The 23,087-nt window shown below is 64.0% G+C and carries 19 protein-coding genes, 2 tRNA genes and 1 pseudogene; 17 read left to right on the top strand and 5 right to left on the bottom strand.

Annotation, left to right across the window (positions count from 1 at the left end):
* Nucleotides 1-61: 61 nt before the first annotated feature.
* The 6 genes from NO876_RS09255 (at nucleotide 62) to NO876_RS09230 (ending at nucleotide 5,834) form a co-directional block, all read left to right on the top strand.
* Nucleotides 62-598 (top strand): hypothetical protein, encoded by a 537-nt coding sequence (locus NO876_RS09255; RefSeq protein WP_256421394.1) that lies wholly within the window; start codon nucleotides 62-64, stop codon nucleotides 596-598.
* A 343-nt stretch (nucleotides 599-941) separates the two neighbouring features.
* A complete protein-coding gene (locus NO876_RS09250) occupies nucleotides 942-2,132 on the top strand; it encodes an ABC transporter substrate-binding protein (RefSeq protein WP_256421393.1) in 1,191 nt (396 codons plus the stop codon).
* A 34-nt stretch (nucleotides 2,133-2,166) separates the two neighbouring features.
* Entirely contained in the window at nucleotides 2,167-3,231 is a 1,065-nt protein-coding gene (locus NO876_RS09245; RefSeq protein ID WP_256421392.1) for an ABC transporter ATP-binding protein, read from the top strand.
* A 5-nt stretch (nucleotides 3,232-3,236) separates the two neighbouring features.
* Nucleotides 3,237-4,169 (top strand): ABC transporter permease, encoded by a 933-nt coding sequence (locus NO876_RS09240; protein WP_256421391.1) that lies wholly within the window; start codon nucleotides 3,237-3,239, stop codon nucleotides 4,167-4,169.
* A 2-nt stretch (nucleotides 4,170-4,171) separates the two neighbouring features.
* A complete protein-coding gene (locus NO876_RS09235; protein WP_256421390.1) occupies nucleotides 4,172-4,987 on the top strand; it encodes an ABC transporter permease in 816 nt (271 codons plus the stop codon).
* Nucleotides 4,988-5,114: 127 nt separating this feature from the next.
* A complete protein-coding gene (locus NO876_RS09230; protein ID WP_256421389.1) occupies nucleotides 5,115-5,834 on the top strand; it encodes a helix-turn-helix domain-containing protein in 720 nt (239 codons plus the stop codon).
* Here the strand turns inward: NO876_RS09230 and NO876_RS09225 are convergent.
* The gene (locus NO876_RS09225; protein ID WP_256421388.1) at nucleotides 5,831-7,162 is read right to left on the bottom strand and encodes a glutamine synthetase family protein; all 1,332 of its coding nucleotides are present in this window, start codon (nucleotides 7,160-7,162) and stop codon (nucleotides 5,831-5,833) included. The genes NO876_RS09230 and NO876_RS09225 overlap by 4 nt on opposite strands.
* Nucleotides 7,163-7,381: 219 nt before the next feature.
* Here NO876_RS09225 and NO876_RS09220 point away from each other — a divergent pair, with 219 nt between their 5' ends.
* The 5 genes from NO876_RS09220 (at nucleotide 7,382) to NO876_RS09200 (ending at nucleotide 14,759) form a co-directional block, all read left to right on the top strand.
* Nucleotides 7,382-8,830: an aldehyde dehydrogenase family protein gene (locus NO876_RS09220; protein WP_256421387.1), complete on the top strand. Its 1,449-nt coding sequence runs from the start codon at nucleotides 7,382-7,384 to the stop codon at nucleotides 8,828-8,830.
* A complete protein-coding gene (locus NO876_RS09215) occupies nucleotides 8,827-10,299 on the top strand; it encodes a M81 family metallopeptidase (protein ID WP_256421386.1) in 1,473 nt (490 codons plus the stop codon). Before NO876_RS09220 ends, NO876_RS09215 begins: the two co-directional genes overlap by 4 nt.
* 204 nt (nucleotides 10,300-10,503) lie before the next feature.
* The gene (locus tag NO876_RS09210) at nucleotides 10,504-11,697 is read left to right on the top strand and encodes an iron-containing alcohol dehydrogenase family protein (protein WP_256421385.1); all 1,194 of its coding nucleotides are present in this window, start codon (nucleotides 10,504-10,506) and stop codon (nucleotides 11,695-11,697) included.
* Nucleotides 11,698-11,975: 278 nt separating this feature from the next.
* On the top strand, nucleotides 11,976-12,677 hold the full coding sequence (locus NO876_RS09205; RefSeq protein ID WP_256421384.1) for a TVP38/TMEM64 family protein: 702 nt from the start codon (nucleotides 11,976-11,978) through the stop codon (nucleotides 12,675-12,677).
* A gap of 120 nt (nucleotides 12,678-12,797) precedes the next feature.
* On the top strand, nucleotides 12,798-14,759 hold the full coding sequence (locus tag NO876_RS09200) for an AbrB/MazE/SpoVT family DNA-binding domain-containing protein (RefSeq protein WP_256421383.1): 1,962 nt from the start codon (nucleotides 12,798-12,800) through the stop codon (nucleotides 14,757-14,759).
* Nucleotides 14,760-15,102: 343 nt separating this feature from the next.
* Here the strand turns inward: NO876_RS09200 and NO876_RS09195 are convergent.
* Nucleotides 15,103-15,176, bottom strand: a tRNA-Phe gene (locus NO876_RS09195).
* 226 nt (nucleotides 15,177-15,402) lie between these two features.
* Between NO876_RS09195 and NO876_RS09190 the strand changes: the two genes are divergently transcribed.
* Both NO876_RS09190 and NO876_RS09185 read left to right on the top strand, forming a co-directional pair.
* Nucleotides 15,403-15,882, top strand: a complete 480-nt coding sequence (locus NO876_RS09190) for a plastocyanin/azurin family copper-binding protein (protein WP_256421382.1) — start codon at nucleotides 15,403-15,405, stop codon at nucleotides 15,880-15,882.
* A gap of 58 nt (nucleotides 15,883-15,940) precedes the next feature.
* Nucleotides 15,941-17,020 carry a hypothetical protein gene (locus tag NO876_RS09185; protein ID WP_256421381.1) on the top strand — a complete coding sequence of 360 codons (1,080 nt, stop codon included), beginning with the start codon at nucleotides 15,941-15,943 and terminating at the stop codon, nucleotides 17,018-17,020.
* A 129-nt stretch (nucleotides 17,021-17,149) separates the two neighbouring features.
* Here the strand turns inward: NO876_RS09185 and NO876_RS09180 are convergent.
* A pseudogene (locus NO876_RS09180) lies at nucleotides 17,150-17,429 on the bottom strand (hypothetical protein); the annotation flags it as partial.
* A 379-nt stretch (nucleotides 17,430-17,808) separates the two neighbouring features.
* Here NO876_RS09180 and NO876_RS09175 point away from each other — a divergent pair.
* Nucleotides 17,809-18,675 carry a hypothetical protein gene (locus tag NO876_RS09175; RefSeq protein WP_256421380.1) on the top strand — a complete coding sequence of 289 codons (867 nt, stop codon included), beginning with the start codon at nucleotides 17,809-17,811 and terminating at the stop codon, nucleotides 18,673-18,675.
* A gap of 752 nt (nucleotides 18,676-19,427) precedes the next feature.
* Here NO876_RS09175 and NO876_RS09170 read toward each other — a convergent pair.
* Both NO876_RS09170 and NO876_RS09165 read right to left on the bottom strand, forming a co-directional pair.
* Nucleotides 19,428-19,763: a hypothetical protein gene (locus NO876_RS09170; RefSeq protein ID WP_256421379.1), complete on the bottom strand. Its 336-nt coding sequence runs from the start codon at nucleotides 19,761-19,763 to the stop codon at nucleotides 19,428-19,430.
* Nucleotides 19,764-19,991: 228 nt separating this feature from the next.
* Nucleotides 19,992-20,064: transfer RNA gene (locus tag NO876_RS09165), tRNA-Val, on the bottom strand.
* Nucleotides 20,065-20,151: 87 nt separating this feature from the next.
* On the opposite strand from NO876_RS09165, the gene NO876_RS09160 reads away from it, so the two are divergent.
* The 3 genes from NO876_RS09160 to NO876_RS09150 all read left to right on the top strand — a co-directional run bounded on the left by NO876_RS09160 (nucleotide 20,152) and on the right by NO876_RS09150 (nucleotide 23,013).
* Complete coding sequence (locus NO876_RS09160; protein ID WP_256421378.1) at nucleotides 20,152-20,676, top strand: DUF192 domain-containing protein; 525 nt, start codon at nucleotides 20,152-20,154, stop codon at nucleotides 20,674-20,676.
* A gap of 51 nt (nucleotides 20,677-20,727) precedes the next feature.
* Entirely contained in the window at nucleotides 20,728-21,006 is a 279-nt protein-coding gene (locus NO876_RS09155) for a DUF7538 family protein (protein WP_256421377.1), read from the top strand.
* 63 nt (nucleotides 21,007-21,069) lie between these two features.
* Nucleotides 21,070-23,013, top strand: a complete 1,944-nt coding sequence (locus tag NO876_RS09150) for an ABC transporter ATP-binding protein (RefSeq protein ID WP_256421376.1) — start codon at nucleotides 21,070-21,072, stop codon at nucleotides 23,011-23,013.
* The last annotated feature ends 74 nt before the right edge of the window (nucleotides 23,014-23,087 follow it).

Here is a 23,087-nt window from a genome sequence, read left to right as displayed (position 1 = left end):
GGTGCCACTCCGACGAAGCCGAGCCACCAAGTATTCACCTCGTGACCCGCGACCCCGAACCGTGCAACGACGAACCTTCCTCGCAGCCGCGTCGATAGGTATCGCAGCGACGGCCGGATGCGCGTCGATTACCGGGACAGACAGCGGATCGGAAGGGGAATCGGGTTCGGGTGACGGATCCGCGGAGGGCGAGCGGATCGAACTGGCGGACGGCGCTCCCGAAGCGACCGGTGCGCAGACGCTTCGCGTTCCCGTCGCGGAGTCGATCGCGGGGCAGACGCTCTCCGCCGTCGCGGCGACGTATCCGCGCGAGCGGTTCGTCGTCGACAGCGCCAGCCACGACGCCATCACCGTCGGTGTCGACCGGACCGGGGACGGAGCGCTCGACGAGGAGTTCGGTTCCGACGCCATCAGCGGCGCCAACAACAACGACTACTCGTTCACGGTGACGATGGACACGGCGTACGAGTTGCGTGAGGGCGACGTCGTCGTGCTCGATTATCCGACGGTCAGCAACCCGCAGGAGGCCGGAGAGTACGATGTGTCGATCACCCTCAACGATCAGCAGGAGACGGTTGTCCCTGTCGCGATCGAGTAGATCGGCCGGTGGAACCGGGACGACAACCGCGATGGGACTAACTGTTTATTAAATCAATATAGATTCGTGCTCTGACCATATTCGACCACTAATTCAGAGATATCTGAAATGTTTGTTTATTTTTATCCTATTAGAGTTCCTACCTGCGTACCTGATCTGCCGTCCTCCAGGAGGGACGTATAAACAACCGCAGTTTGACGGCATAATGATGATACGCTATTCCCTGGGAATCAGTGACGTACCATAGAGCCGGCGATACGGGGGAACGTCGACGCAGTCCACCGGTCGCCCTATGGGGGACGAACATATGTCAAGAGAAAATCCGTTTACGCGGCGGGAGTATATGCAGGCTGCCACGGCCACGGCCGGGTTAGCCGCCATCACCGGCTGTCTCGGTGGTGGCGGCGGGGGCGGCGAGTCGTCCTGGCGGACCCAAGAACTCGCGGCCGTGCCCGCAGAGGAGTACGACGCGCTGTACGAACCGAGCGACGAGGACGAGACGGGTGAGACGATCAATCACCTGACGTGGACCGGCTACGACGCCTCGAACGTCCAGGACCCGTTCCGTGACCAGTTCGATTGCGACACCCAACTCGACCTCTTCACCTCGAACCCGCAGGCGTTCAACCGACTCCAGTCCGGCGAGTGGGAGCAGTTCCACCAGGCCACGTTCGATATGGCGTGGCTGCCTGATCTCGCGGAGGCGGAACTGATCCGACCGCTGAACTACGAGGAGTGGGAACCGTACACCTTCGACAAGTACATCGATATGTTCACGAAGGACGAGGGGTACGCCTACGCCTTCCTCGACGAGGACGACTACTCGTTCGACATCGACGGGACGATGTACGGCGTCCCCCAGCGGTTCGGCTGGGCGTCGTTCGTCGTGAACAAAGACACCGTCAACCAGGCCGACTACAGCAGCTACGACGCCGCCTGGATGGAGGACTACGACGTCGGCGTGTACGATCTGATGTTCTGGGCGATCCAGATCATCATGCTCCGGGAGGGGATCGATCCGTACAAGGAACACACCGACGAGGAGGTCGAGCAGGTCCGGCAGGCGACGTTCGACCTCTTCGACAACGCGAAGACGCTGCTTCCGGACTTCGCGTCGATGAACCAGGCGATGAAGTCCGGCGAGATCGACATCGGCTTCATCTCCGGCAGCTGGATCAACGGGACGCTCCGCCGCGGCGGCGACCTCCAGTTCGAGGCGCACGTCCCCGAGGAGGGCGGCGTCATCTGGGTCGAGACGACCTGTATGATGAAGGGCGACCAGCCGACCGTCTCGGACAACTACCTCGCGTACATGCAGCAGGGCGAGACCGCCAAGAACCTGATGTGGCCCACCTCCGGCGGGACTAACGCCGTCCCGCACCAGACGGCGATCGACGAACTCAACGACGAACAGCGGGAGGTGCTCCGGATCGACGAGATCCCGGACATCGTCGACAACTCCGTCTTCTACACCGGAGTGCCGGACCTGGAGAAGTTCGAACCCATCTGGCGGGAAGCGAAGTCGCGGATATAAATCGCCGTCGCGACGTTACCTTTCATTTATCACTATGCTACAAGCAACAAACCTCAGAGCGGAGTACGGTTCCTTAGTCGCCGTCAACGACGTCGACCTACAGATCGAGACCGGGCAGTTCGCGACGATCGTGGGGCCGAGCGGCTGTGGCAAGACGACGCTGCTCAGGATGCTCGCGGGCCACCAGGAGCCGACCTCGGGGACCGTCGAACTGAACGGCGAGGACATTACCTATACCGAACCACAGAACCGTCCGACGAGTCTGGTGTTTCAGTCGTGGGCGCTGTTCCCCCATATGACCGTTCGGGAGAACATCGAATTCCCGATGCGGAACAACGGCATCGAGATCGGAGACCGGGTCGAGGAACTCCTCGAACAGGTGCGCCTGGACCCCGACGTCCACGCGGACAAACAAGCGACGGAACTCTCCGGTGGGCAGAAACAGCGGGTCGCGCTCGCGCGCTCACTGGCCTACAACCCAGATATCCTCCTCTTGGACGAACCGCTCGCGTCGCTGGACTACGTGCTCAGGAAGCGCCTCCAGCGCGAACTCGCGGACCTCAACGACGAGTTGGATATGACGTTCATCTACGTCACTCACTCGCTGGAGTCGGCGCTCCTGATGAGTGACAAGCTGTTCGTCCTCGACGACGGGGACATCATCCAGACGGGGTCGCCCGAGGACATCTACCGCCAGCCCAACACGAAGTTCATTGCGGAGTTTATGGGCGACGCGAACGTCTTCGAACTCGACGGCGTCGAACAGAAGGGCGGCAGCTACGAGGTGCAGTCATCGCTGTTCGCACAGACGACCACCGTTCCCTACCACCACGACCACGGCGAACCGAAGTATCTGGTCGTGCGGTACGACGACACCGCCGTCGAGACCGAACTCACCGAGGATCTCGGCCTCGAAGTCGACGTCGAGAACGTGCTCGTGCGCGGTAACACCGTGCTGATCGAGTGTGGGTCGCCGGCGGCCGACGGGGAGTACGTCGCCGAGATGCCCGTCGACGAGTTCAGGGCCACGAACATCGAGAAGGGTGACACGGTGTTCCTCCAGTGGGACTCCGCGAAGTCCATCCTGGTGCCGGAGTGATTCCGATGTCGACGATAGAGACACTCCGAGCCGAGATCGACGCGTTGGAAGGGGACGAAAACCCGGTACGCCGGCTCCTCTCGCCGCCCGGGATTCTGATCGCGCCGATGGCCCTCCTACTTTTGTGTATGTTCATCGGGCCGATGCTCGCGATCGTCGTCTTCTCGTTCCAGACGGGGAACGCCATCGCGCTGAACCCCCTCGAGTGGTCGATCGCGACCTACCAAGAGGTGATCGGCGGGATGGCATCGGGCGAGGGTGTCTACGGCGACGTCCTCGTCAACACCGTCGCGGTGAGCATCACGACGACGGCGCTCACGCTGATCGTTTCGTACCCGGCGGCGTACGCGCTCGCGCACAAGATCACCCGGTACAAGCTGGTCTTCCTGATGATCCTGATCATCCCGCTTTTCACCAGCGTGAACATCCGGGTGTTCGGGTGGGCGCTCTTCCTCGTTCAGAACGGGGTCCTCGAGAGCATCGTCTCCCTGTTCGGCGTCCAGGAGTACGCCTCGCTGATGTACCGCCGTTCGACGATCATCCTGGGAACGACGTACATCTACCTGCCGTTCATGTTGTTCCCGATCTACCTCTCGATGCTCAGTATCGAGGACACGACGCTGGAGGCGGCGAAGGACCTCGGGGCGAGCCGATTGACGCTCTTCCGGAAGATCCTGCTGCCGCTGAGCAAACCGGGCATCATCATCGGCTCGCTGTTCGTGTTCGTCCTGAGCCTGGGCGCCAACGTCGAGGCGGAGATCCTCGGCGGCGGGTCGATCTTCACGATGGCGAGCAACATCCAGTACTCCTTCGGCTACTCGCAGAACTGGCCGCTCGGATCGACGCAGGCGGTCGGGCTGTTGCTCATCACCGTCGTCGCTGGCGTCGTCATCCTTCGAACGATCGATCTGCGAGAGATCGCTGCGCGAGGTGATTGAGTATGAGCACGAAACACTCCTCGGGGCTCGGCGACAGATTCGGTGACGGCCTCTGGTACGTCTACGTCGGACTCGTCGCGCTCTTCCTGATGACGCCGCTCGTGAGCCTCGTCATCGCGTCGTTCTACGACGGCCGGTTCTTCTCGATCGTGGACTACGAGTTCACGCTCAACTGGTACGAGGCGGCGCTCACCTCGGGCAGCGTCCGCGGGGCGTTCACCAACACGGTGTACATCTCCGTCCCGGTCACGATCCTGAGTACGATCATCGGGACGGCGGCCGCCATCGCGTACACGCGGTATGAGTTCCCGTTCCGCGAGCAGTTCAAACTGTTCGCGCTGCTGCCGATCTTCTTCCCGCTCATCCTCCTCGGACTGGGGATGTCGATGTGGGCGAGTCAGATCAACCTCGGCTACGGGGTCGTCCCGTCGATCATCGGCGAACTGGTCTGGATCTCGCCCATCGTGATGTTCGTCGTCTCGATCACCGCGCTGGGGATCGACCCGAACATCGAGGAGGCGGCGAAGGACCTCGGAGCCGACACCGTGACGCTGTATCGGAAGATCCTGCTGCCGCTGATCGCCGACGGCGTCGTCTCCGGGGCGATCTTCGCGTTCGTGCTCTCGTGGAACAACTACTACATCGTCTCCTACCTCTCGGGCCCACAGAGTACGATCACGACGTGGATCCACGGCCGGATGACGCAGGGCTTCACGCCGGTCGTGCCGGCCGTGGCGTCGCTCATCTTCTACGTGTCGATTCTGCTCGTCATCGGCGCGGCGGTGCTCGAATACCGGAGCGTCGACGAGGGCGAGTGAGCGTCACCATCGGTTTTTGCGCCCGATAAGCGGACAATCCGGAACCGGTCCGGCGTATTTGCCGGCATCCGATACCGTATATATCCGTATGCGTAACGGGAGGCTGTCAGACGGCACGACGCCGACTATGCTCGAATACACGTTCAGTATCAAACACCGGGGCTGCTGGACCGCCGACCTCAACGACACCTTTCCAGGGGTGAGAGCGACGATCATCTACTCCTACCGCCTCACCGGAACGAGCATCACGATGGTCGAGTTGACGCGGATCGAGGAGGGAGAACTCGACGAACTGGTCGCGTGGCTCGAAGACCACCCCGTGATGAACACGAGCCAACTCGTCAGTTACGACGACAGGCGACAGAAGGCGTTCGTCAGCCTCTCAGGCGATTACGACACCGACACCGAGCCCGTGCTGAACGTCCTGCTGCGGAACAGCTGCTTCCCGACGATTCCGGCGACGGTCGCTCGCGGCCGCGAGCACTGGAGCGTCCTCGCGTCGAGCCACGAGCAGGTGAGCACCGCTCACGACGAACTGCGACAGATCGGCTCCGTCGACGTCGACTCGCTCCGCTCGCCCGACCTCGACGGGCTTCTCACCGGCCTGACGGAGGTCAAAGAGGCGGTCCAGGACCTCTCGCCGCGCCAACTCGAAGTGCTCTCTCGGGCGATCGAGGAGGGGTACTACGACTCGCCGCGGTCGTGTAACATCGAGGAACTGGCCGAACTCGACTCCGCGAACACCTCGACCGTCGGCGAACACCTCCGCCGGTCGGAGGCGAAGATCCTGAAGGCGGTCGCGCCGATGCTCGACCGCCCGGATCGGATGGGTGTCCAGAAGAACTAGAACTCGTCGAGGTACTCGTCGCGCTCCCACGACGAGATGTGGTCCATCGAGCGGTTGAACTCGTCGCGCTTGAGTTTCACGAACGACTCGACCAGCGACGGCCCGAGCATCTCGACGAGGACGTCGTCGGCTTCGAGGTGGTCGAGCGCCGACCAGAGCGTCCGCGGCAGGCGCTCGTAGTCCTCCTCGTAGGCGTTCTTGAGGGTCGGCTCACCGGGATCGATCTCGTTGCGGATGCCGTCGAGCCCCGCCGCGAGCGACGCCGCCATCCCGAGGTAGGGGTTACACGACGAGTCGGGGACGCGGTGTTCGACGCGCGTCGCCGGCCCGAGTTCCGGCGGCAGTCGGAGGACGGTCGAGCGGTTGTCCGGCCCCCAAGCGATGTTGACCGGGGCCCAGATGCCCGGCAACAACCGCTTGTAGGAATTGACGGTCGGCGCACAGATCGCCGTCAGCGCCTTCATGTGTTCGAGGAGGCCGCCGATGAAGTACCGGCCCTCCTCGGAGAGGCCCGACTCGCCCGCCGGGTGTTTCCCGGCCGGGAACCGGATGTCGCCGGTGTCGCTGGCGAACTGGTTCTCGGATTCGTCGAGGTCCCAAAGCGAGAGGTGGAAATGGAGGCCGTTGGCGTCCTCGCCGGAGTGGGGCCGCGGCATCATCGACGCCTTGTGGCCGTGCTTCCGGGTGACCGATTTGGCCATATGCCGGAAGAACATGATGCCGTCCGCGGTCGTCAGCGCGTCGTCGTACTCGATGTTGACCTCGTACTGTCCGGGCTGGGACTCCTGGTGGACGCCGAGGACGTTGTAGCCGGCGGTCTCCATCGCCGAGCGCCACTCCGAGATGAGCTCCGAGCTCATGTCGATGGCGTCGAGGTCGTACGAACAGCGGTCGTTGTACGGGACCCAGCCGCCGTCCCCGTCCGGGCTGAGCAGCGAGAACTCCGTTTCGACGCCCGCGAGCGCCCGGTATCCTTCGTCTTCGAGTTCGTCCAGGACGTTTTCGAGCGCGCCTCGGGAGCACAGATCGAACGGCGACCCATCGACGTTGCTGAGGCTGGTGAAGACGGCGGCCGTGTCGTCGGCCCACTCGACGGGCGTCACGGAGTCGACGTCGGGAACCGCCATCATATCCCCGCCCTCCGCCCCGTAGTGTGGGTTATCGAGCAGTCCGGGTTCGAGCGTCAGTTCCGCGACGCCGTTTGCGAACCCGACGCCCTCCTCCAGTGCGTGTTCGGCCTCCTCGCCCGGGACGGTGATCCCGCGGGCGACGCCGTTGAGATCCGTCCACACGAGCCGGACGTTGTCGTACTCTGAAAACGTGGTCATCGGAATAGGCTACTGAGGTCCCTATCGGAGTATATGAGTTCACCCGCAGGCTTGCGGCTGCTTTTATGCGAACTCGTAGCACGACAGAAGAACCCTCGTTGTGGGCGACCGCTCCGATGGCGTCCGTTCCGCGGGATCGGGTCCGGGCCGCGCGTCGGTATATAAAAACTCCCACATCAACCGGGCAACGCTTAGGCGGGCTTCTCGGCCAGTGGGGGTATGGTATCCTACGAACTGTTGATCGACGGAGACCGTCGCTCGACGCCGGAGACGATCCGAGTCGCGGATCCGGCGACGGGCGAGGCGGTGGGGCGCGTCGCGGAGGGCGATGCGAGCGACGCGCGGACGGCCATCGAGGCGGCAGACGCGGTGAAACGAGAGTGGGAAGCGCGCTCGCCCGTCGAGTACGAGCGGCCGCTCCGCGCCGTCGCCGATCGAATCGAGGCCGAAGCCGACGACATCGCTGAACTCCTCTCCCGAGAGACGGGCAAGTGTCTCGCGACGGCCGAAGGCGAGGTCGCCGAGACCGCCGCTCAGTTCCGGTTCTACGCGGGCGTCACCGACAAGGTCCGCGGCGACACCGTTCCGACGGCGTCGAACCGCCTGAACTACACCCGTCGCGTCCCCTACGGCGTCACCGCCCACGTCGTCCCGTGGAACTACCCCCTCCTCCTGGGGACGCGCGGGATCGCGAGCGCGCTGGCGACGGGCAACACCGTCGTCGCGAAGCCGCCGACGCAGGCCCCGCTGTCGACGATGTGGATCGGCGAGATCCTGCTGGAGGAGTTCCCCGACGGCGTCGTCAACGTCGTTCCGGGCCCTGGCGGCGAGGTCGGGGCCGAACTGTCCGCGAACGCGCACGTCGACGCCATCACGTTCACCGGATCGACCGGCGTCGGCAAGGGCGTCCTCAAATCCGCGGCGGAGCACATCACGCCCGTCGACCTCGAACTGGGCGGGAAAGCGCCCTCGATCGTCCTGCCCGACGCCGACCTCGAAAACGCCGCGCGGGGCGTCGTCGCGGGCATCTTCTCGAACGCCGGGCAGAACTGCGTCGCGACCTCGCGGTGTCTCGTCCACGAGTCCGTCCACGACGAGCTCGTCGAGAAGATCGTCGAGAAGACCGAGCGCATCACGCTCGGCCCCGGCATCGACCCCGAGACGGACATGGGGCCGGTGATCTCCGAGGGCGCCCGCGAGGACATCCTCTCGTACGTCGAGTCGGCGAAAGAGGAGGGCGCGACGCTTCTGACCGGCGGCGGCGTCCCCGACGACGACGCGCTCGCCGGGGGAACGTTCGTCGAGCCGACCGTCTTCGACGACGTCGACCCGTCGATGACGGTCGCCTGCGAGGAGATCTTCGGGCCGGTGCTGTCCATCGTTCCCGTCGGCTCGACCGAGGAGGCACTCTCGGTCGCCAACGACTCGCCGTACGCCCTCGCCGCGGCGATCTGGACCGAGAGCATAGACGCCGCCCGGATGGCCGACCGCCTCGATCACGGCCTGGTCGCGATCAACACCTTCCCGGTGTCGATGCCGCAGAGCCCGTGGGGCGGCAACAAGGAGAGCGGTATCGGCCGGGAGGGCGGCCTCGAAGGCGTCGAGGCGTTCACGACGGTCGACAGCGTCGTCGTCGAGTTCGACGAGATGGAGGACCCCTACCGATGACGGAGACCGTCCTCGTCGCCCGGATCAAACACGAGACGAACACGTTCTCGTCGCTGTCGACCGGTCGCGCGGAGTTCGAGTCGACGTCGCTGTTCCGAGGTGGCGAAATCGTGCCCGAGTTCCGCGGGACGAACACGGATCTCGGGGGGTTCCTCCGCGTCGCGGACGAAGAAGGATGGGAGGTCGTTCCGACGGTGGCGGCGAACGCGACCCCCGGCGGCGTCGTGACCGCCGATGCGCTCGACGCGTTCGTCGAGCGGTTGCTCGCGGGGATCGAAGAGTCCGACCCGGACGCCGTCCTGCTCGGTCTCCACGGCGCGATGGTATCGGAGCGCGACCGCGACGGCGATGGCTACATCCTCGAACGCGTGCGCGAGGCCGCGGGCGAGGACGTCCCGGTGATGGCGACGCTGGATCTCCACGCGAACATCTCCGATCGGATGGTCGACCACGCCGACGGCCTCTTCGGGTACGACACCTACCCGCACGTCGATATCGGGGAGACCGGCGAGACGGCCGCGCGGGCGATGGCCGCGACGCTGAACGGGGGACTGGATCCGACGATCGTCGTCGAGCGAGCGCCGCTCTTGCCGCCGCTTCCGGTGCTCCAGACGGCCGACGAACCGATGGCGTCGCTGCTCGACGCCGCGGGCGACGCCGAGTCCGCGCAGGTACCGGACGTCTCGGTCTTCGGCGGGTTCGCGTACGCTGACGTCCCCGAGGCCGGGTTCAGCGTCGTCGGCGTCACCGACGAGTCCCTCGCAGACGAGACGCGGGACGACTGCGCCGGAATCGCGGCCGAGGCCGACGACCGACGCCACGAGTTCGATCGGTCGTACACGAGCGTCGCGGAGGCGGTCGAGGAGGCGAGCGGTTGGGACGCGACCGAGGGCCCGCTGCTGCTCGCCGACATCGCGGACAACCCCGGTGGCGGGAGCGCCGAGGACGGCACCGTGATCCTGGAGGCGCTGCTGGAGGCGGGTGTCGAGGACGTCGCCGTCGCCGCCATCTACGACCCGGCGGCGGTCGACGCGGCGGTCGAGGCCGGCGTGGGGGAGTCGCTCTCCGTCGAACTGGGCGGGCACATCGAGGACAACGGCGATCCGATCTCCGTCGATGCCTACGTCCGATCCCTCTCGGACGGCACCTACCGAAATCAGGGGCCGATGTCGACCGGATTGCAGGTCTCCTTCGAGCGGACGGCGGTGCTCGAAATCGACGGAATCGACGTGATCGTCGGCTCCCACCGTCAGCAGCCGTACGACCCGGAGGTGTTCCGGAGCCAGGGAGTTACCCCCGAACGACAGCGCGTGCTGGTCCTGAAGAGCACCGTTCACTACCGAGCGGCTTTCGAACCGATCGCCGGGACGATCAGGGAGGTATCCGCGCCCGGACTGTGCAGCCCCGACCTCTCGTCGTTCGATTACGAACAGGTCCAGCGGCCGAAGTACCCGCTCGATGGAGAGTGAACCGCTGAATTCGCTGCCCGGGGCCGATCGAGCCCACGGGAAAACCACCGCTCACGACGTACGTGTCCGTGACCACACTTAACGCACCACATATATGAGACAGAATAGTGATGCGCCGAAGCGGACACGATCCGGACACAGCGGGCCGAGTGACGCGACCGTCCCCGCCGATCTCGCCCACGAACTGATTCACGACACACGACTATGACAGACTCACTGGAACTGTGGAACGCCCCCAACAGGATGCTCTTCGGCTGGGGTGCCGCATCGGAGATCGGAACGTACGTAGAGACATTCGACGCCGAGCGAGCCTTCGTCGTCACCGACGAGGGCGTCGTGCAGGCGGGCGTCCTCGACTCGCTCCTCGATTCGATCGAGGAAGCGGGTGCGGACTACGAGGTCTGGTCCGGCGTCCAGCCGGACCCGACGGACCGGATCGTCCACGACGCCGCCGACGCGTACGACGCCGCCGGCGCGGACCTCATCGTCGGGGTCGGCGGGGGGTCGTCGATCGACACGGCGAAGGCGGCGAGCATCGTCGCGACGAACGACGGGCACATCCTCGATTACACGGGGAGCGGCAACGTCCCGAATCAGCCGCCGCCGAGCATCTACGTCCCGACGACGGCCGGGACCGGCAGCGAGGTCGGCCACTGGACCATCGTCAAGGACACGGAGACCGACATAAAAGAGGAGATCGGCGACGTGAAACTGCTGGCGGATCTGGCGCTCGTCGATCCCGAACTCACCGCCAGCGCGCCCGCCCCGATCAAGGCCGCGACGGGAATGGACGTGCTCACGCACGCCGTCGAGGCGTACGTGTCGATCAAGGCGCAGAGCCAGACGTCGGCGCTCGCGCTCGATTCGATCGAGACGGTGGGCGAACACCTCCCGCAGGCGGTGGAGTACCGCGGCGGCGACCGCGAGGCCCTCTCGAAGATGGCCCGCGCCAGTATGCAGGCCGGGATGGCGTTCAACGGGGCGGGTCTCGGCGCGGTCCACGCCATCTCCCACCAGGTCGGCGGCGCGTTCGGGGTCCCGCACGGGCTCGCGAACGCGATCATCCTCCCGTACGTGATGGAGTACAACCTCCCGCAGGCCCCCGAACTGATGGTCGACATCGCCGAGGCGCTCGGAGAGGACGTCGACCGCACGAAGCCCGCCGCAGTCGAGGGCTACAGAGCCGTCCGCGCGGTCTGCCGGCTGGGTGAGTCCGTCCGCATCCCGGACACGCTCCAGGAGACGGCTGCCGAGCGAGAGGCGATCCCGCGGCTGGCCGAACAGGCGCTCGAAGACGGCAGCCTGACGGGCAATCCGAGGACGACCGACGTCGAGGATCTCGAGGGGATCCTCGAGAACGCCTTCGACGGAGAACTGGAGTATCGCGAACGGCTGTGATGCCGTGGAGAGACCATAAGCGTCCGCAGGGGTGTCGTCCGGGCGGACCACGCGTCCGTATGACAGTCCGGGTACTGGGGAAACAACACCGGAGGGCCCCGTAAGCGAGGATCGCAGCGGTCGCCGAAGCTGACCGCGGCGACTTCACCGCCTCCGCCCGAGACGAACCCAGATTGGGTCCCGCCGCGAACTAGCTTCCCGTAGGAGCGCGACCGGCAGTCACCACAGATCGCCGAACAGGCAAGATTGAAGTCCGTTTGTACCCTCCCAGCAGAGGAATGAGACTCTTCTCGTCGAGGGCGGACCGCTGGCGCGGAATTCTCATTTTACTCCTCGTCTCGGTCGCGTTCTTCGGGCTCTATCTCGCGACGCGCCGGTACGCGTCGTTCATTTTCGACGCCGCGGAACTCCGCGCGTGGATCGCCCAGTTCGGTATCTTCGCCCCGCTCGTCTTCGTGTTCGTCCAGGCCCTCCAGGTCGTCGTGGCTCCGATCCCGGGGCAGGTCGTCGCGCTCGTCGCGGGCTACCTGTTCGGTCCGTTCTGGGGCACGGTCTACAGCCTCACGGGCGTCCTGATCGGCAGCGCAGTGGCGTTCAGCCTCGCGAAGCGCTACGGCCGCTCGTTCGTCGAGGACATCCTCCACGAGGACGTCGTCAACCGCTTCGACGAGTTCGTCGAGCGGGTCGGCGCGCCGGGTCTGTTCGCGTTCGTCATCATCCCCGGCCTCCCCGACGACGCGATCTGTTTCCTGAGCGGGCTCACGCCGCTGCGGCTTCGGACGTTCATCGCGGTGATCAGCATCGGCCGCCTCCCCGCCTACGTGATCACCGTCTACGCCGGCGGCGAACTGGCGAGCGGGCGGTTCCTCGAAGGGATCGCGCTCGTCGCCGCCGTGATCGCGCTCTCGGCGATCGGCTACTTCAAACAGGAGGCCGTGCGGGACCTGGTTCGTCGGCTGGAGCTGCGGTTTCAGCTGTAAGTAGTTCCTCCCCCGGTCGATCGAGACGCCGGATCGTGCCGTGGCCGGCTCGCGAGACGGACTCTCGACCGGAGACGACGGATCGGGTGATATTTTTGATCCGTCGCCGAACCACGGCTGATGGCCGACGAGACACCGGACGTCGATTCGGACGTGGACGGTCACTCTATCTTCGCGTACGGGAGCCTCATTTCGCCGCTCAGCATCGTTTCGCGGACGCGGAATCCGTCACCCGCTATCGAAGCGGTTTACGACAGCGAGACCGACGCGCCGCTGATCAGGCGCGACGAGCTGGAGGCGTGGTGGGAGGTATCCGACCGGATCGACGTCGTTCCGGTCAGGGTCCGAGGCTTCAGGCGGCACTACTCGATGGAGTCGCCGCGGGGTGGCACGATGCTGGACGTCCGCTACACGGGCGATGAGAGCGACGTCATCAACGGGACGATCATTCGCGGACTAACTGATGAGGAGTTCGAGATCGTCGGTCGGACCGAGTCGCCATACGAGCTCCGGACGTACGATCCGCCGGCGATCGAGCCGTATCCGTCCGAGGCGCAGCTCGCGTCGCGGGGATTCGACGTCCCGGAGGAAATCCAGACGTACGTGTACGCGCCCGACGCGATTCCGGAGGGGCCAAAGCCGGCGAAGAACGACGTGTACCACGCGCGGCTGATGGCCGGAATCGGCCTGTTGGGTGAGCTGTACGACGCGGCTCTCAGTCGGCAGTTCCGCGAAGCGTTCCTGCGGACAACCGCCGAGTGGGACGACAGTAGCGGCGCGTTCGTCCCGGTGTACGAAGTCGACGGAATTCCGCTGGAGGAGACCGAGGAGGTCGAGGCCGTCTGCGATACGATCTCCGCGTTCCACGATACGAGCTGGGACAACGACCTGGATAAACTGAGTAACTGGGTGATACTGCCCGAGGAACTGCTCGATCGGCTGGGGATCGAGGAATACGACTACGTCGACATCCGTGCGGCCGACGTGACCGACGAGAAGTACACGCGGTCGTTGTTGGCTGCCTCCTTCGCCTCGTACCATCCCTCGGAGTATCACCGGACGGACGACGGCCGCCACAAGATCTGTATTCGGACGAACCTCCAGAACGAGATCGGCTGCAGCGTCGAGGAGGGGAACTCCCGCGTGGTCATTTCTCCCTCGGCGGTCTCGTCGCGGACGATGACGGTCCGTCGCGAGACCTCCCACACGCAGCAGCAGAAGCGCGGCTACATCGATCACGACGTCTGCCACATCCACCGCGATTTCTTCGAGAGCGACGAGGTCGATATCGACATCGAACCCGGGGAATACATCGAAGCCATAAACCGGACGAACGGCCGCCGGATCCAATTGCGGGCCAAGAAGTACGTACAGAGACAGTTCGACAAGGACGATATCCGTCTCCACAACGACATCGCAGCCCTGTTGGACGTCTCGCCGGTCGACGTGGACGCGACGCGAAGCACAGTCAAAATCCGCCCGACCAGCGCACTGGAGTCGAATCCCGAACGGACGCTGCGTCGACGGTTCACGGAAGAACTCGGAGAACGCTTCGTCGACTACAACGCGATGCACGTGCGCGTCCTCCCCGGATACGAGCAGGACGAGCGACGGAACATCGTGCGGCTCGATCGGACTGTCATCGAACAGCTCGGAATCGACCCCGGAGACAGAGTGGTACTCACGTGGCGCGACGAGTCCGTGACGGCGAAGTGTCTACCACCGCTCGACCGCGACGAACGAATCGTGACCCCGGCCGACGGGGACGACCACCTCCTCAGAATCGTCGATCGAAACGACACGCACCCCGAGGTGTTCATCCCGAGCACCGAGCGGGACAAGGTGGATATGAGCGTGAACGACTCGGTGGAAGTTCGCCGGGACATGAAGTACACGTTCGGGAAGAACGTCGTCGTGTCGATCTTCAGTATCCTGGCGGTCCTGGTCGGGATTCAGCAGTTGGCGACGATGCAGTTTCCGAACGCGACGCTCGTGGAACTGCTCGGGTTTTCGATCCCGAGCGTCGTCGTCGTCCTCTACGCCGTGCTGTGGACGGAACGACAGAAGTGTTACGTCGAGTGAGCGGATCGGACGCGCAATCCGCTCGTGGGAATGGAGGCAGATCGGCCTTCGGTCGAGTGCGTACTGCCCCCGAATGCGGGCCGTGTCGAAAAGGGATTCCGCCTCTGGGCGTGTGGACCTCACTTGCAGATCACAGATTTGCTCGCTGGTTCGAATCCAGTCGGGAGTGTCGTCACTGCTCACTTCTTCGTAGGGAAATGCCGCCTCCCGGATTGTGAACTTCCGAAAGACTCGCTGCCGCTCGTCTTTCGGCTTCCCGCTCGCTTCGCTCGCGGGAACGGGGACAGCTCGATCTTCAGTCGAGTACAAAAGCTACTCAAATTGAAATCGTGTAGAAACCGGATGCCGCCTCCCGGATTTGAACCGGGGACAGCTCGATCTTCAGTCGAGTGCTCTCCCAGTCTGAGCTAAGGCGGCGCGCATTTCGACCGATGCCGAGTATATAAAAAAGGGTTTCGGATCGCCGCGCCGTCGAAGAACACCGATGGGTCGGTCGTCGAGTCGATACCGGCCGACAGTGTGAGCCATAGCGGGCGGCTTCGAGACGTTACGTCGACCGATACTGTCGGACAGAACAGTGTTATTAACCCGGCCCACGTGACAAAAAGGCTATCTACACTACGGAGGTATCCTTCCCCGACGGATGTCTGAGTTCGACGCCGACCGATCGGACGGACGACGGTCGCGCCGTGATCTCCTCTCTGCGGCGACAGTCGGAATACCGTGGCTCGCAGGCTGTCTCAGGTCCTCGATCGAACGAGCGGCGGACCGCAGCGGAGACACCGCAACCGAGACACGAACGCCCGTGAGCGACGATCGGGTAACCGTAGACGTTGGACCCGATGGCGAGTTCGGATTCTTCCCGGGGACGGATTCCCTACTTCGTGTTCTCACCGGAACGACCGTGGTCTTCGTCTGGCGAACGGATTCGCACAACATCGTCGTCGACCGCCAACCGGACAGCGCAGACTGGCGGGGAACGCCCGACGGACCCGAGGAGGCGTACAACGAGGGGTACGAACACGAACACGAGTTCACCGTGCCGGGGACGTACCGGTTTCACTGCGCACCGCACGAGACGATCGGTGCAACGGGAACGATCGAAGTCGTCGACAGTCGATGAGAGCCCGCCGCTGTAAATCGAGTCAAGTTATAAGTCGATCTGCTGAAAACCTCGCGTTATGCCCTCCAGCGAGCCCTCCACTCTGTTACTCCAGAGACGCGGCTATCTGACGCCCTACCGACAAATCGCCTTCGGTGTTGGTCTCCTCGTTCTCACCGTCGCGCAGGCCAGCGTTCGATACTTCCGCCTGCTCACCGGCGACACGATGCTCCACCCCGACGCGCGGCTCGTGTGGCAACCACTGGCGCGGGCAGTCCGTAACGGAGCCGCATTATACGTCGACCCCGCAGTGGATAACAAACCGCCGCTGTTCGAGTTCTTCAACATTCTCGTCGCCGCCACCGACGCGTACGCGTTCACGTTCCTGCTCTGTGTCGCGCTCGCGAACGGACTCAGCGCCGTTCTCCTCTATCACCTGTTCGTCCGAAACGGTATGCGGCGAACGGGGATTCTGGCGGCGACCGGATTCGTCCTCGTCGTGCCGCTCGTTAACGGGCACGCCGTCAACGTCCGCTCCTTCGCGGTCTGTGCGTTCCTGTTCGCTCTGTCCGTTCGACGGGCGGAACTCGCCGGAACGGCCTCTGCGGTGGCGATCCTGTTCTCGCAGTACCTCGTCATCGGTGTGCCGGTCGTCTGCTGGTGGGCGCTACACGGTCGCACAGAGGACGTTTCGCTCCGACGGTGGATGATTCGCTTCGCCGTCCCAGCCGTCGGTGTCGTCGCCGCCGCGTACGGCACCGTGTTGGTGATCTGGGGATGGCCGTCGTTCGTCGGGAGCCTCTACTGGAGCCTCGGCGTCGCAGAGCAGTACTTCACCGCCTACGGACCGTCACTCTGGGTCGGCCAGCGAGCGTGGAGAGTGTACACGTTCGATCTCGTGGGGCGGCTGTGGCCGTTACTTCTGCTCGCTCTCGCCGGAGCCGTTGCGATCGTCACAAAACGAGCGACGCTGCCGGACGGAGGTGGGATGAGACACGGACGGCTCCTTTCGCTCGTCGGCGGCGCGGCGGGACTCTTCGGCGCACTGCTGTTCGTCAGGCCGTACGAGACCTACTGGCTGTATTCGCTCCCGTGGGTCGCCGGGCTGGCGGCCGTCGGAATTCGTACCGTTGGAAGTGGGCTCGGTATGCCGATTTGAATATCTAAGCTCTCCGTCTCGGGCCACTTTCGGAGAATCGAACACGACTCGCTGTCGCTCGCACAAAATCAGTGGGCTCGGGCGGGACTACCGCGTGTCGCGTGTGCCGGGGGTTATCCGCCCCGGCACTGAATCACGGATCCGTCGGTTGACTTCCTCCGAGAGGTCGCAGACGGCGCTGTAGTGCTGGTACGGCGTGAAGCCGCGGGCGACGTGGATGCGATCGAGGAGGCGCTGACTCGGCGCGAGGCGAGCGAGGTGCGTCGTGGTCGCGTGGCCGTTCGCGTCGACCCGGAACGCGGGCCCCTCGTTCAGCAGCAGGTGATCCAAGACGAGTGTCTGCAGGACGGAGACGCTACGGCCCCCTCGAGTCCAGCAGGGTGATGCCGTCGTCGAGAGACGGGAGCAGGTGATTCTCGGGTGCCGGCTCGTCTCGGTCGACGAGGTCGCGCTGGTGATCGGCGGGACGAGTGGGTTGCGTCGCCGACAGTGCGGGATCCGATAAGCCGCGGCGTGTGGTATCCGGATTTCCGGGGCCGGTTACGATGAACTTTCGTACCGCTCCGTCCGGGGACTCTCTCGGATTGGGGGCGTTTCTGTAATCGCTTCCGAGAACGGAGTCGAACGGTACGCCTCCTCGTTGGTCGGGTAAGACTGATCGGACGACTCAGAAGACGGAAGGTAGACCGAAAGATACCCGACTACTGTTAGGAGCTGCGTACAAGATATGGCGGCTGTATTCGTTACTTCCTAGAGAAACGCATATATTCGTATCCGTGGAGTAATATATGACACAAGTGATAACAATGACCAAGTCCGACACGGCTCTTCGAAGGTGGACGCGTCCCGCTGCCCGAGACGGACAGGTTCTCCAGATTACCCGATGGGTCGCGCGCGTCATTATCCCGTTTCTAGCCGCGGCAGTCGTGATCCTCTACGGACTGCCCGATCAGACCGCTAGATACTTCGCGTGGACCATCAGGCCCGAAATGACGCCGATCGTCATGGGCGCAGGCTATGGGGCAGGTGTGTATTTCTTCTATCGGGTTTCGACTGCCGACGAGTGGCACACTGTCGCCCCGGTCTTCCTCGGCATCACGACATTCACGTGGTTGATGGCGATCGCCACTGTGCTCCACTGGGAGAACTTCAACCACAGTCACTTCGCGTTCGACCTCTGGGTCTTCCTCTACGCAGTCACCCCTGTCCTCATTCCAGCCATTTGGGCACTCAATCGGCGGACCGATCCTGGGGAACTGATAGGAGGTGATCCCCGGCTTCCACGAGCGGTGCGGGTGCTCGGTGGCGGCATCGGAGCGATCGTCACAGTCGGTGCTGTCGTCCTGTTTGCCGTCCCGGAACTCATGATCGGTGTGTGGCCGTGGACGGTCTCCCCTTTCACGGCACGAATTTTGGCGGGCTGGTTTGGGCTCTTTGGTGTTGTCAACAGCGTTGTGGTGCTCGATCCCCGATGGAGCGGCGCCCGAATACTGATCCAAAGTGAAATGCTTGGCTTCACGTTGGTCTTGATCGGTGTCGTCCGTGTCTGGGCTAACTTCGACCCGTCGAGCGTGCTGACGTGGGGCGTCGTCGGAGGGATGACGCTGTATCTGATCGCCATACTTCTCCTGTATGTCTGGATGGAAACCCGCTGATAGAAATCGCAGCGGTGGGTTCCACGTCTACTGAGACGTGATCCGCTTTTGAGAGAGCGAATATGGGGTTGAACCGAATCGCTCGATTCCGAAGCGCTCGAAGAGAGAGCCGCTGTTGCTTCCGTATCACGTCCCCCTGAACTATGTGGGAATTACCTCACCAACAGCGGTGAGCAGGCGCGGATCGGCGTTACCTGCGCCGTCTGCGCCGGCCCTCGTCTCGATTGGCACTGCTCCCCCTGCGGCTCCTCACCCGTGTCCGGTCGCGCTCATCTCGATCCCGCTGGCGTTCGTCTGTTCGGTGATCTCGCCGGCGTGGTGATGTTTCGTCCCGACGGTTCCGGCCGCTTCGATCGTCCCGGCGGCCCCGAGACCGCTGATCGTTCCGTCGATCTCGATCCCGCTGATCGCTCCCTCGATCCCGAGTACCGAACAGCAGGGAATTCACACCTCTCCCGAGATTTTTGGCCGCCCGAAGCGGATTAGGTATTATCATAAAACATCACCTGTCTCATTCGGTCTTTCGCTGATTGCTATCATACCGCTTCCTCGATAGGGGTACGATGACAGGGTAGTTAACTATTATTAATGATTATATCCGATAATATTTCTGCCACCACATAGGCTCCGCGACGATCGATATACAGTCGACGTCGCTCCGTCGTTGCGCACTGCTTGAGGGTGTCATTTAGCGGTGGGTCCGCGATGTTAACCGCATTCCCAACGTGGTCTCATCGATGAGCACCTCACCGTCAGAGAATCAGAACGACTCCGGTGCGGATGTCACCGTCGAGCAGCGTGACACGACGCTCTCGATCGTGGTTCGCGCAGTTTACTTCCTCCATCGGATGGTGGGCGAGCGGAGTCTGGATGTCGATCGCGTGGCTCGCTTCGATCACTATCGTCGGACTCCCGGTGGCGGCCTGGATGTACGACCGCCTTCCGTTCGTCGTCTCGCTGTACAAGTACTGAATGCTCCGTATCGGGCTCGCGGCGATCACACCAGACGTGTAGCCGGAGACCAACTCGGCCCCGCCCTCACGGGGTGGTTCGGATAACGCAGAATCCCAGACGGAGGCGGGAGCCATACGAAAGCCGAGTGAGTTCGGGAAAATCAAACCCCGCTCACATACTGCCGAAATCAGAGAAGATTGGGAAAGAACGTCTCTAAGGCCCGAAAATCGGTGCCTTAGAAACCGTGCGTAATCCGAGTGGGCTCGGTCGGATTCGAACCTCGGTCGCTCACTCCGTTCGCTCCCTGATTCGAATCCGACCTCGGAGAATCGAACACGCCTCACGTCGTTCGGCGGTTCTCATGGGCTCGGGCGGATTCGAACCACCGGTCTCTTCCTTGTAAGGGAAGCGTCATAACCACTAGACCACGAGCCCGCACGTCGAAGGAATCCGCACGCGAATAAAACGGTTTCCAATCCCGAACGGCGGAATCCTTACCCCCACGCGCCCGAACTGCGGCGTATGGCCGATCGATCGCGGTTCGCCGCCGTCGTACTCGCGATCGGCCTCCTCCTCGCGGTCGGCATCGTCGCCGTCGCGAGCAACCCGGGACTCCTCCCGACCGGCGAGTACGAGCGGACGACGGTCGACGTCCTCGACGCCGAGAGCGGTGAGACGCTGGCGTCGGTGACCGTCCGCGTCGCCGACACGCGCTCGAAGCGCTACACGGGGCTCAGCGAGACCGACTCCCTCGGCGCGAACGAAGGGATGCTGTTCGTCCACGGCGAGGAGGACGAGTACGCCTACGTGATGCGCGGGATGGCGTTCCCGATCGACATCGTCTTCGTCGACAGCGGGGGAACGATCACCGCAGTCCACCACGCCGAACCCCCGCCGGAGGGGACGTCCGGGAGCGATCTGACGCGCTACCGCGGCCGCGGCCAGTACGTGCTCGAAGTGCCGTACAACTACACGGTCGAACACGGCATCGAGGCCGGCGACCGGGTCGAGATCGCGGGCGAGTGGGGCCCGTCGGGCGGGTCGTGAGGCCGTCCCGGAACCGAAAGCCCGAGGGCCCACGCCCGCCTCTCGCGGCGTATGAGCGACCAGACCGACGCAGTCGACGCCCTCGGCACGCTCGACGGCTGGCGCGCGGAGGGGTACGCCGCCCGTGTCCACTACCGCGGCGCGGACGACCGCTACAGCATCGAGTTCTACGGCCCCTCCGAGTGCGTCCTCTACTGGAAGGTGAAAGGCGACGGCGAGACCGCCGTACCCGTCGGCCGCGACACCGTCCCCGACCCGCTTCGAACGCGCATCCGCGAGGACCTCGACGCCGCTGGCGTCGATCCGGAGATCGAAGAGCGCCCCCTGTAATCGCGAGCGGGATGCGGTGTGCCGATAGAACCCTTTAGTACTGACGAGGCCTGAAACACGGTGATGGACAGTCCCCTCCAGGAGGACGACCCGTTCGAACGCCAGCGCGAGCGCGCGGAGAACCCGATGCGCCGGCTGTTCGACGAGTACGGTCGCGAGAACGCGTTCGCCTTCGTCGTCGGACTGACGTCCAGCGTCGTTGCACGCCTGCTCGACCTCCTCCCGCCGGTCCTCCTGACGGTCGCGGTCGACTCGATATTCTTCGACGAGCGGCCGTTCTCGCTGTGGCTCGTCCCGGACGCGTGGCTGCCGGCGGGGCAGGCCGAACAGCTCTACTTCTCGGTCGGGCTGATCGTGATCGCCTTCTTCGGCGGCGCGGCGTTCCACTGGACCCGAAACTGGGGGTGGAACTCCTTCGCCCAGCACATCCAGCACGCGATCCGGACGGACACCTACGACAAGATGCAGCGGCTGAACATGGACTTCTTCGCCGATAAGCAGACCGGCGAGATGATGTCGATCCTCTCGAACGACGTCAACAGACTGGAGCGCTTCCTCAACGACGGGATGAACTCGGCGTTCCGTCTCGGCGTGATGGTACTCGGCATCTCGGCGATTCTCCTGTTCTGGAACTGGCAACTGGCGGTCGTCACGCTCACCGTCGTTCCGCTCATCGGCTTCTTCACCTACCGCTTCGTCAAGACCATCCAGCCGAAGTACGCCGACGTCCGCTCGTCGGTCGGCCAGTTGAACTCCCGGCTGGAGAACAACCTCGGCGGCATCCAGGTGATCAAGTCCTCGAACACCGAGGACTTCGAGTCCGACCGCGTCGACGACGTCTCCCAGGAGTACTTCGACGCCAACTGGGACGCGATCGGGACGCGGATCAAGTTCTTCCCGGGCCTGCGACTGCTCTCGGGGATCGGGTTCATCCTCACGTTCTTCCTCGGCGGGATCTGGGTGCTCACCTACCAGCAGACCGGCAGCGCGCCGCTGTTTTTCACCGGGGGGCTCACGCCCGGCGAGTTCGTCGGGTTCATCCTCCTCACCCAGCGGTTCATCTGGCCGATGGCCCAGTTCGGGCAGATCATCAATATGTACCAGCGCGCGTACGCCTCCGCCGCGCGGATCTTCGGGCTGATGGACGAACCGGCCCAGATCACCGAGGACCCGGACGCCGAGGACCTCGTCGTCGAGGACGGACGCGTCGTCTACGACGACGTGAGCTTCGGCTACGACGAGGACGAAACGATCGTCGAGGACGTCGATTTCACCGTCGGGGGCGGCGAGACGCTCGCGCTCGTCGGCCCGACGGGAGCCGGGAAGTCGACCGTGCTCAAACTCCTCCTCCGGATGTACGACGTCGACGAGGGCTCGATCTCGATCGACGGCACCGACATCCGGGACGTGACGGTGCCGAGCCTCCGGCGGTCGATCGGCTACGTCAGCCAGGACACGTTCATGTTCTACGGGACGGTGGAGGAGAACATCCGCTACGGGACGTTCGGCGCGACCCAGGAGGAGGTCGTCGACGCCGCGAAGGCCGCCGAGGCCCACGAGTTCATCCGGAACCTCCCGGACGGCTACGACACCGAGATCGGCGAGCGCGGCGTGAAGCTCTCCGGGGGGCAGCGCCAGCGGCTCTCGATCGCCCGCGCCGTCCTCCGCGATCCCGACATCCTCGTCCTCGACGAGGCCACCTCCGACGTCGACACCGAGACGGAAATGCTCATCCAGCGGTCGCTGGACCGCCTGACCGAGAACCGCACGACGTTCAGCATCGCGCATCGTCTCTCGACGATCAAGGACGCCGACGGGATCGTCGTCCTGGAGGACGGCAGGATCGTCGAACACGGCACCCACGAGGAACTGATCGCGAACGACGACCTCTACGCGCACCTCTGGGGCGTCCAGGCCGGCGAGATCGACGAGCTGCCGGACGAGTTCGTCGAGCGTGCCAGCCGTCGCGCGTCGCGGACGGAGATCGAGTCAGACGCCGACGACTGATCCATCGCCAACCCACTCCGTCGCCGACGCGTTCATCGTCGGGAAGCGCGCTACAGCATTCGAAATCGGAGAAA

The organism is Halobellus rarus (assembly GCF_024494595.1).
GTDB lineage: Archaea > Halobacteriota > Halobacteria > Halobacteriales > Haloferacaceae > Haloquadratum > Haloquadratum rarum.
The sequence above is the reverse complement of the archived record's forward strand: the minus strand, read 5'-3'. Positions and strand labels throughout refer to the sequence as shown.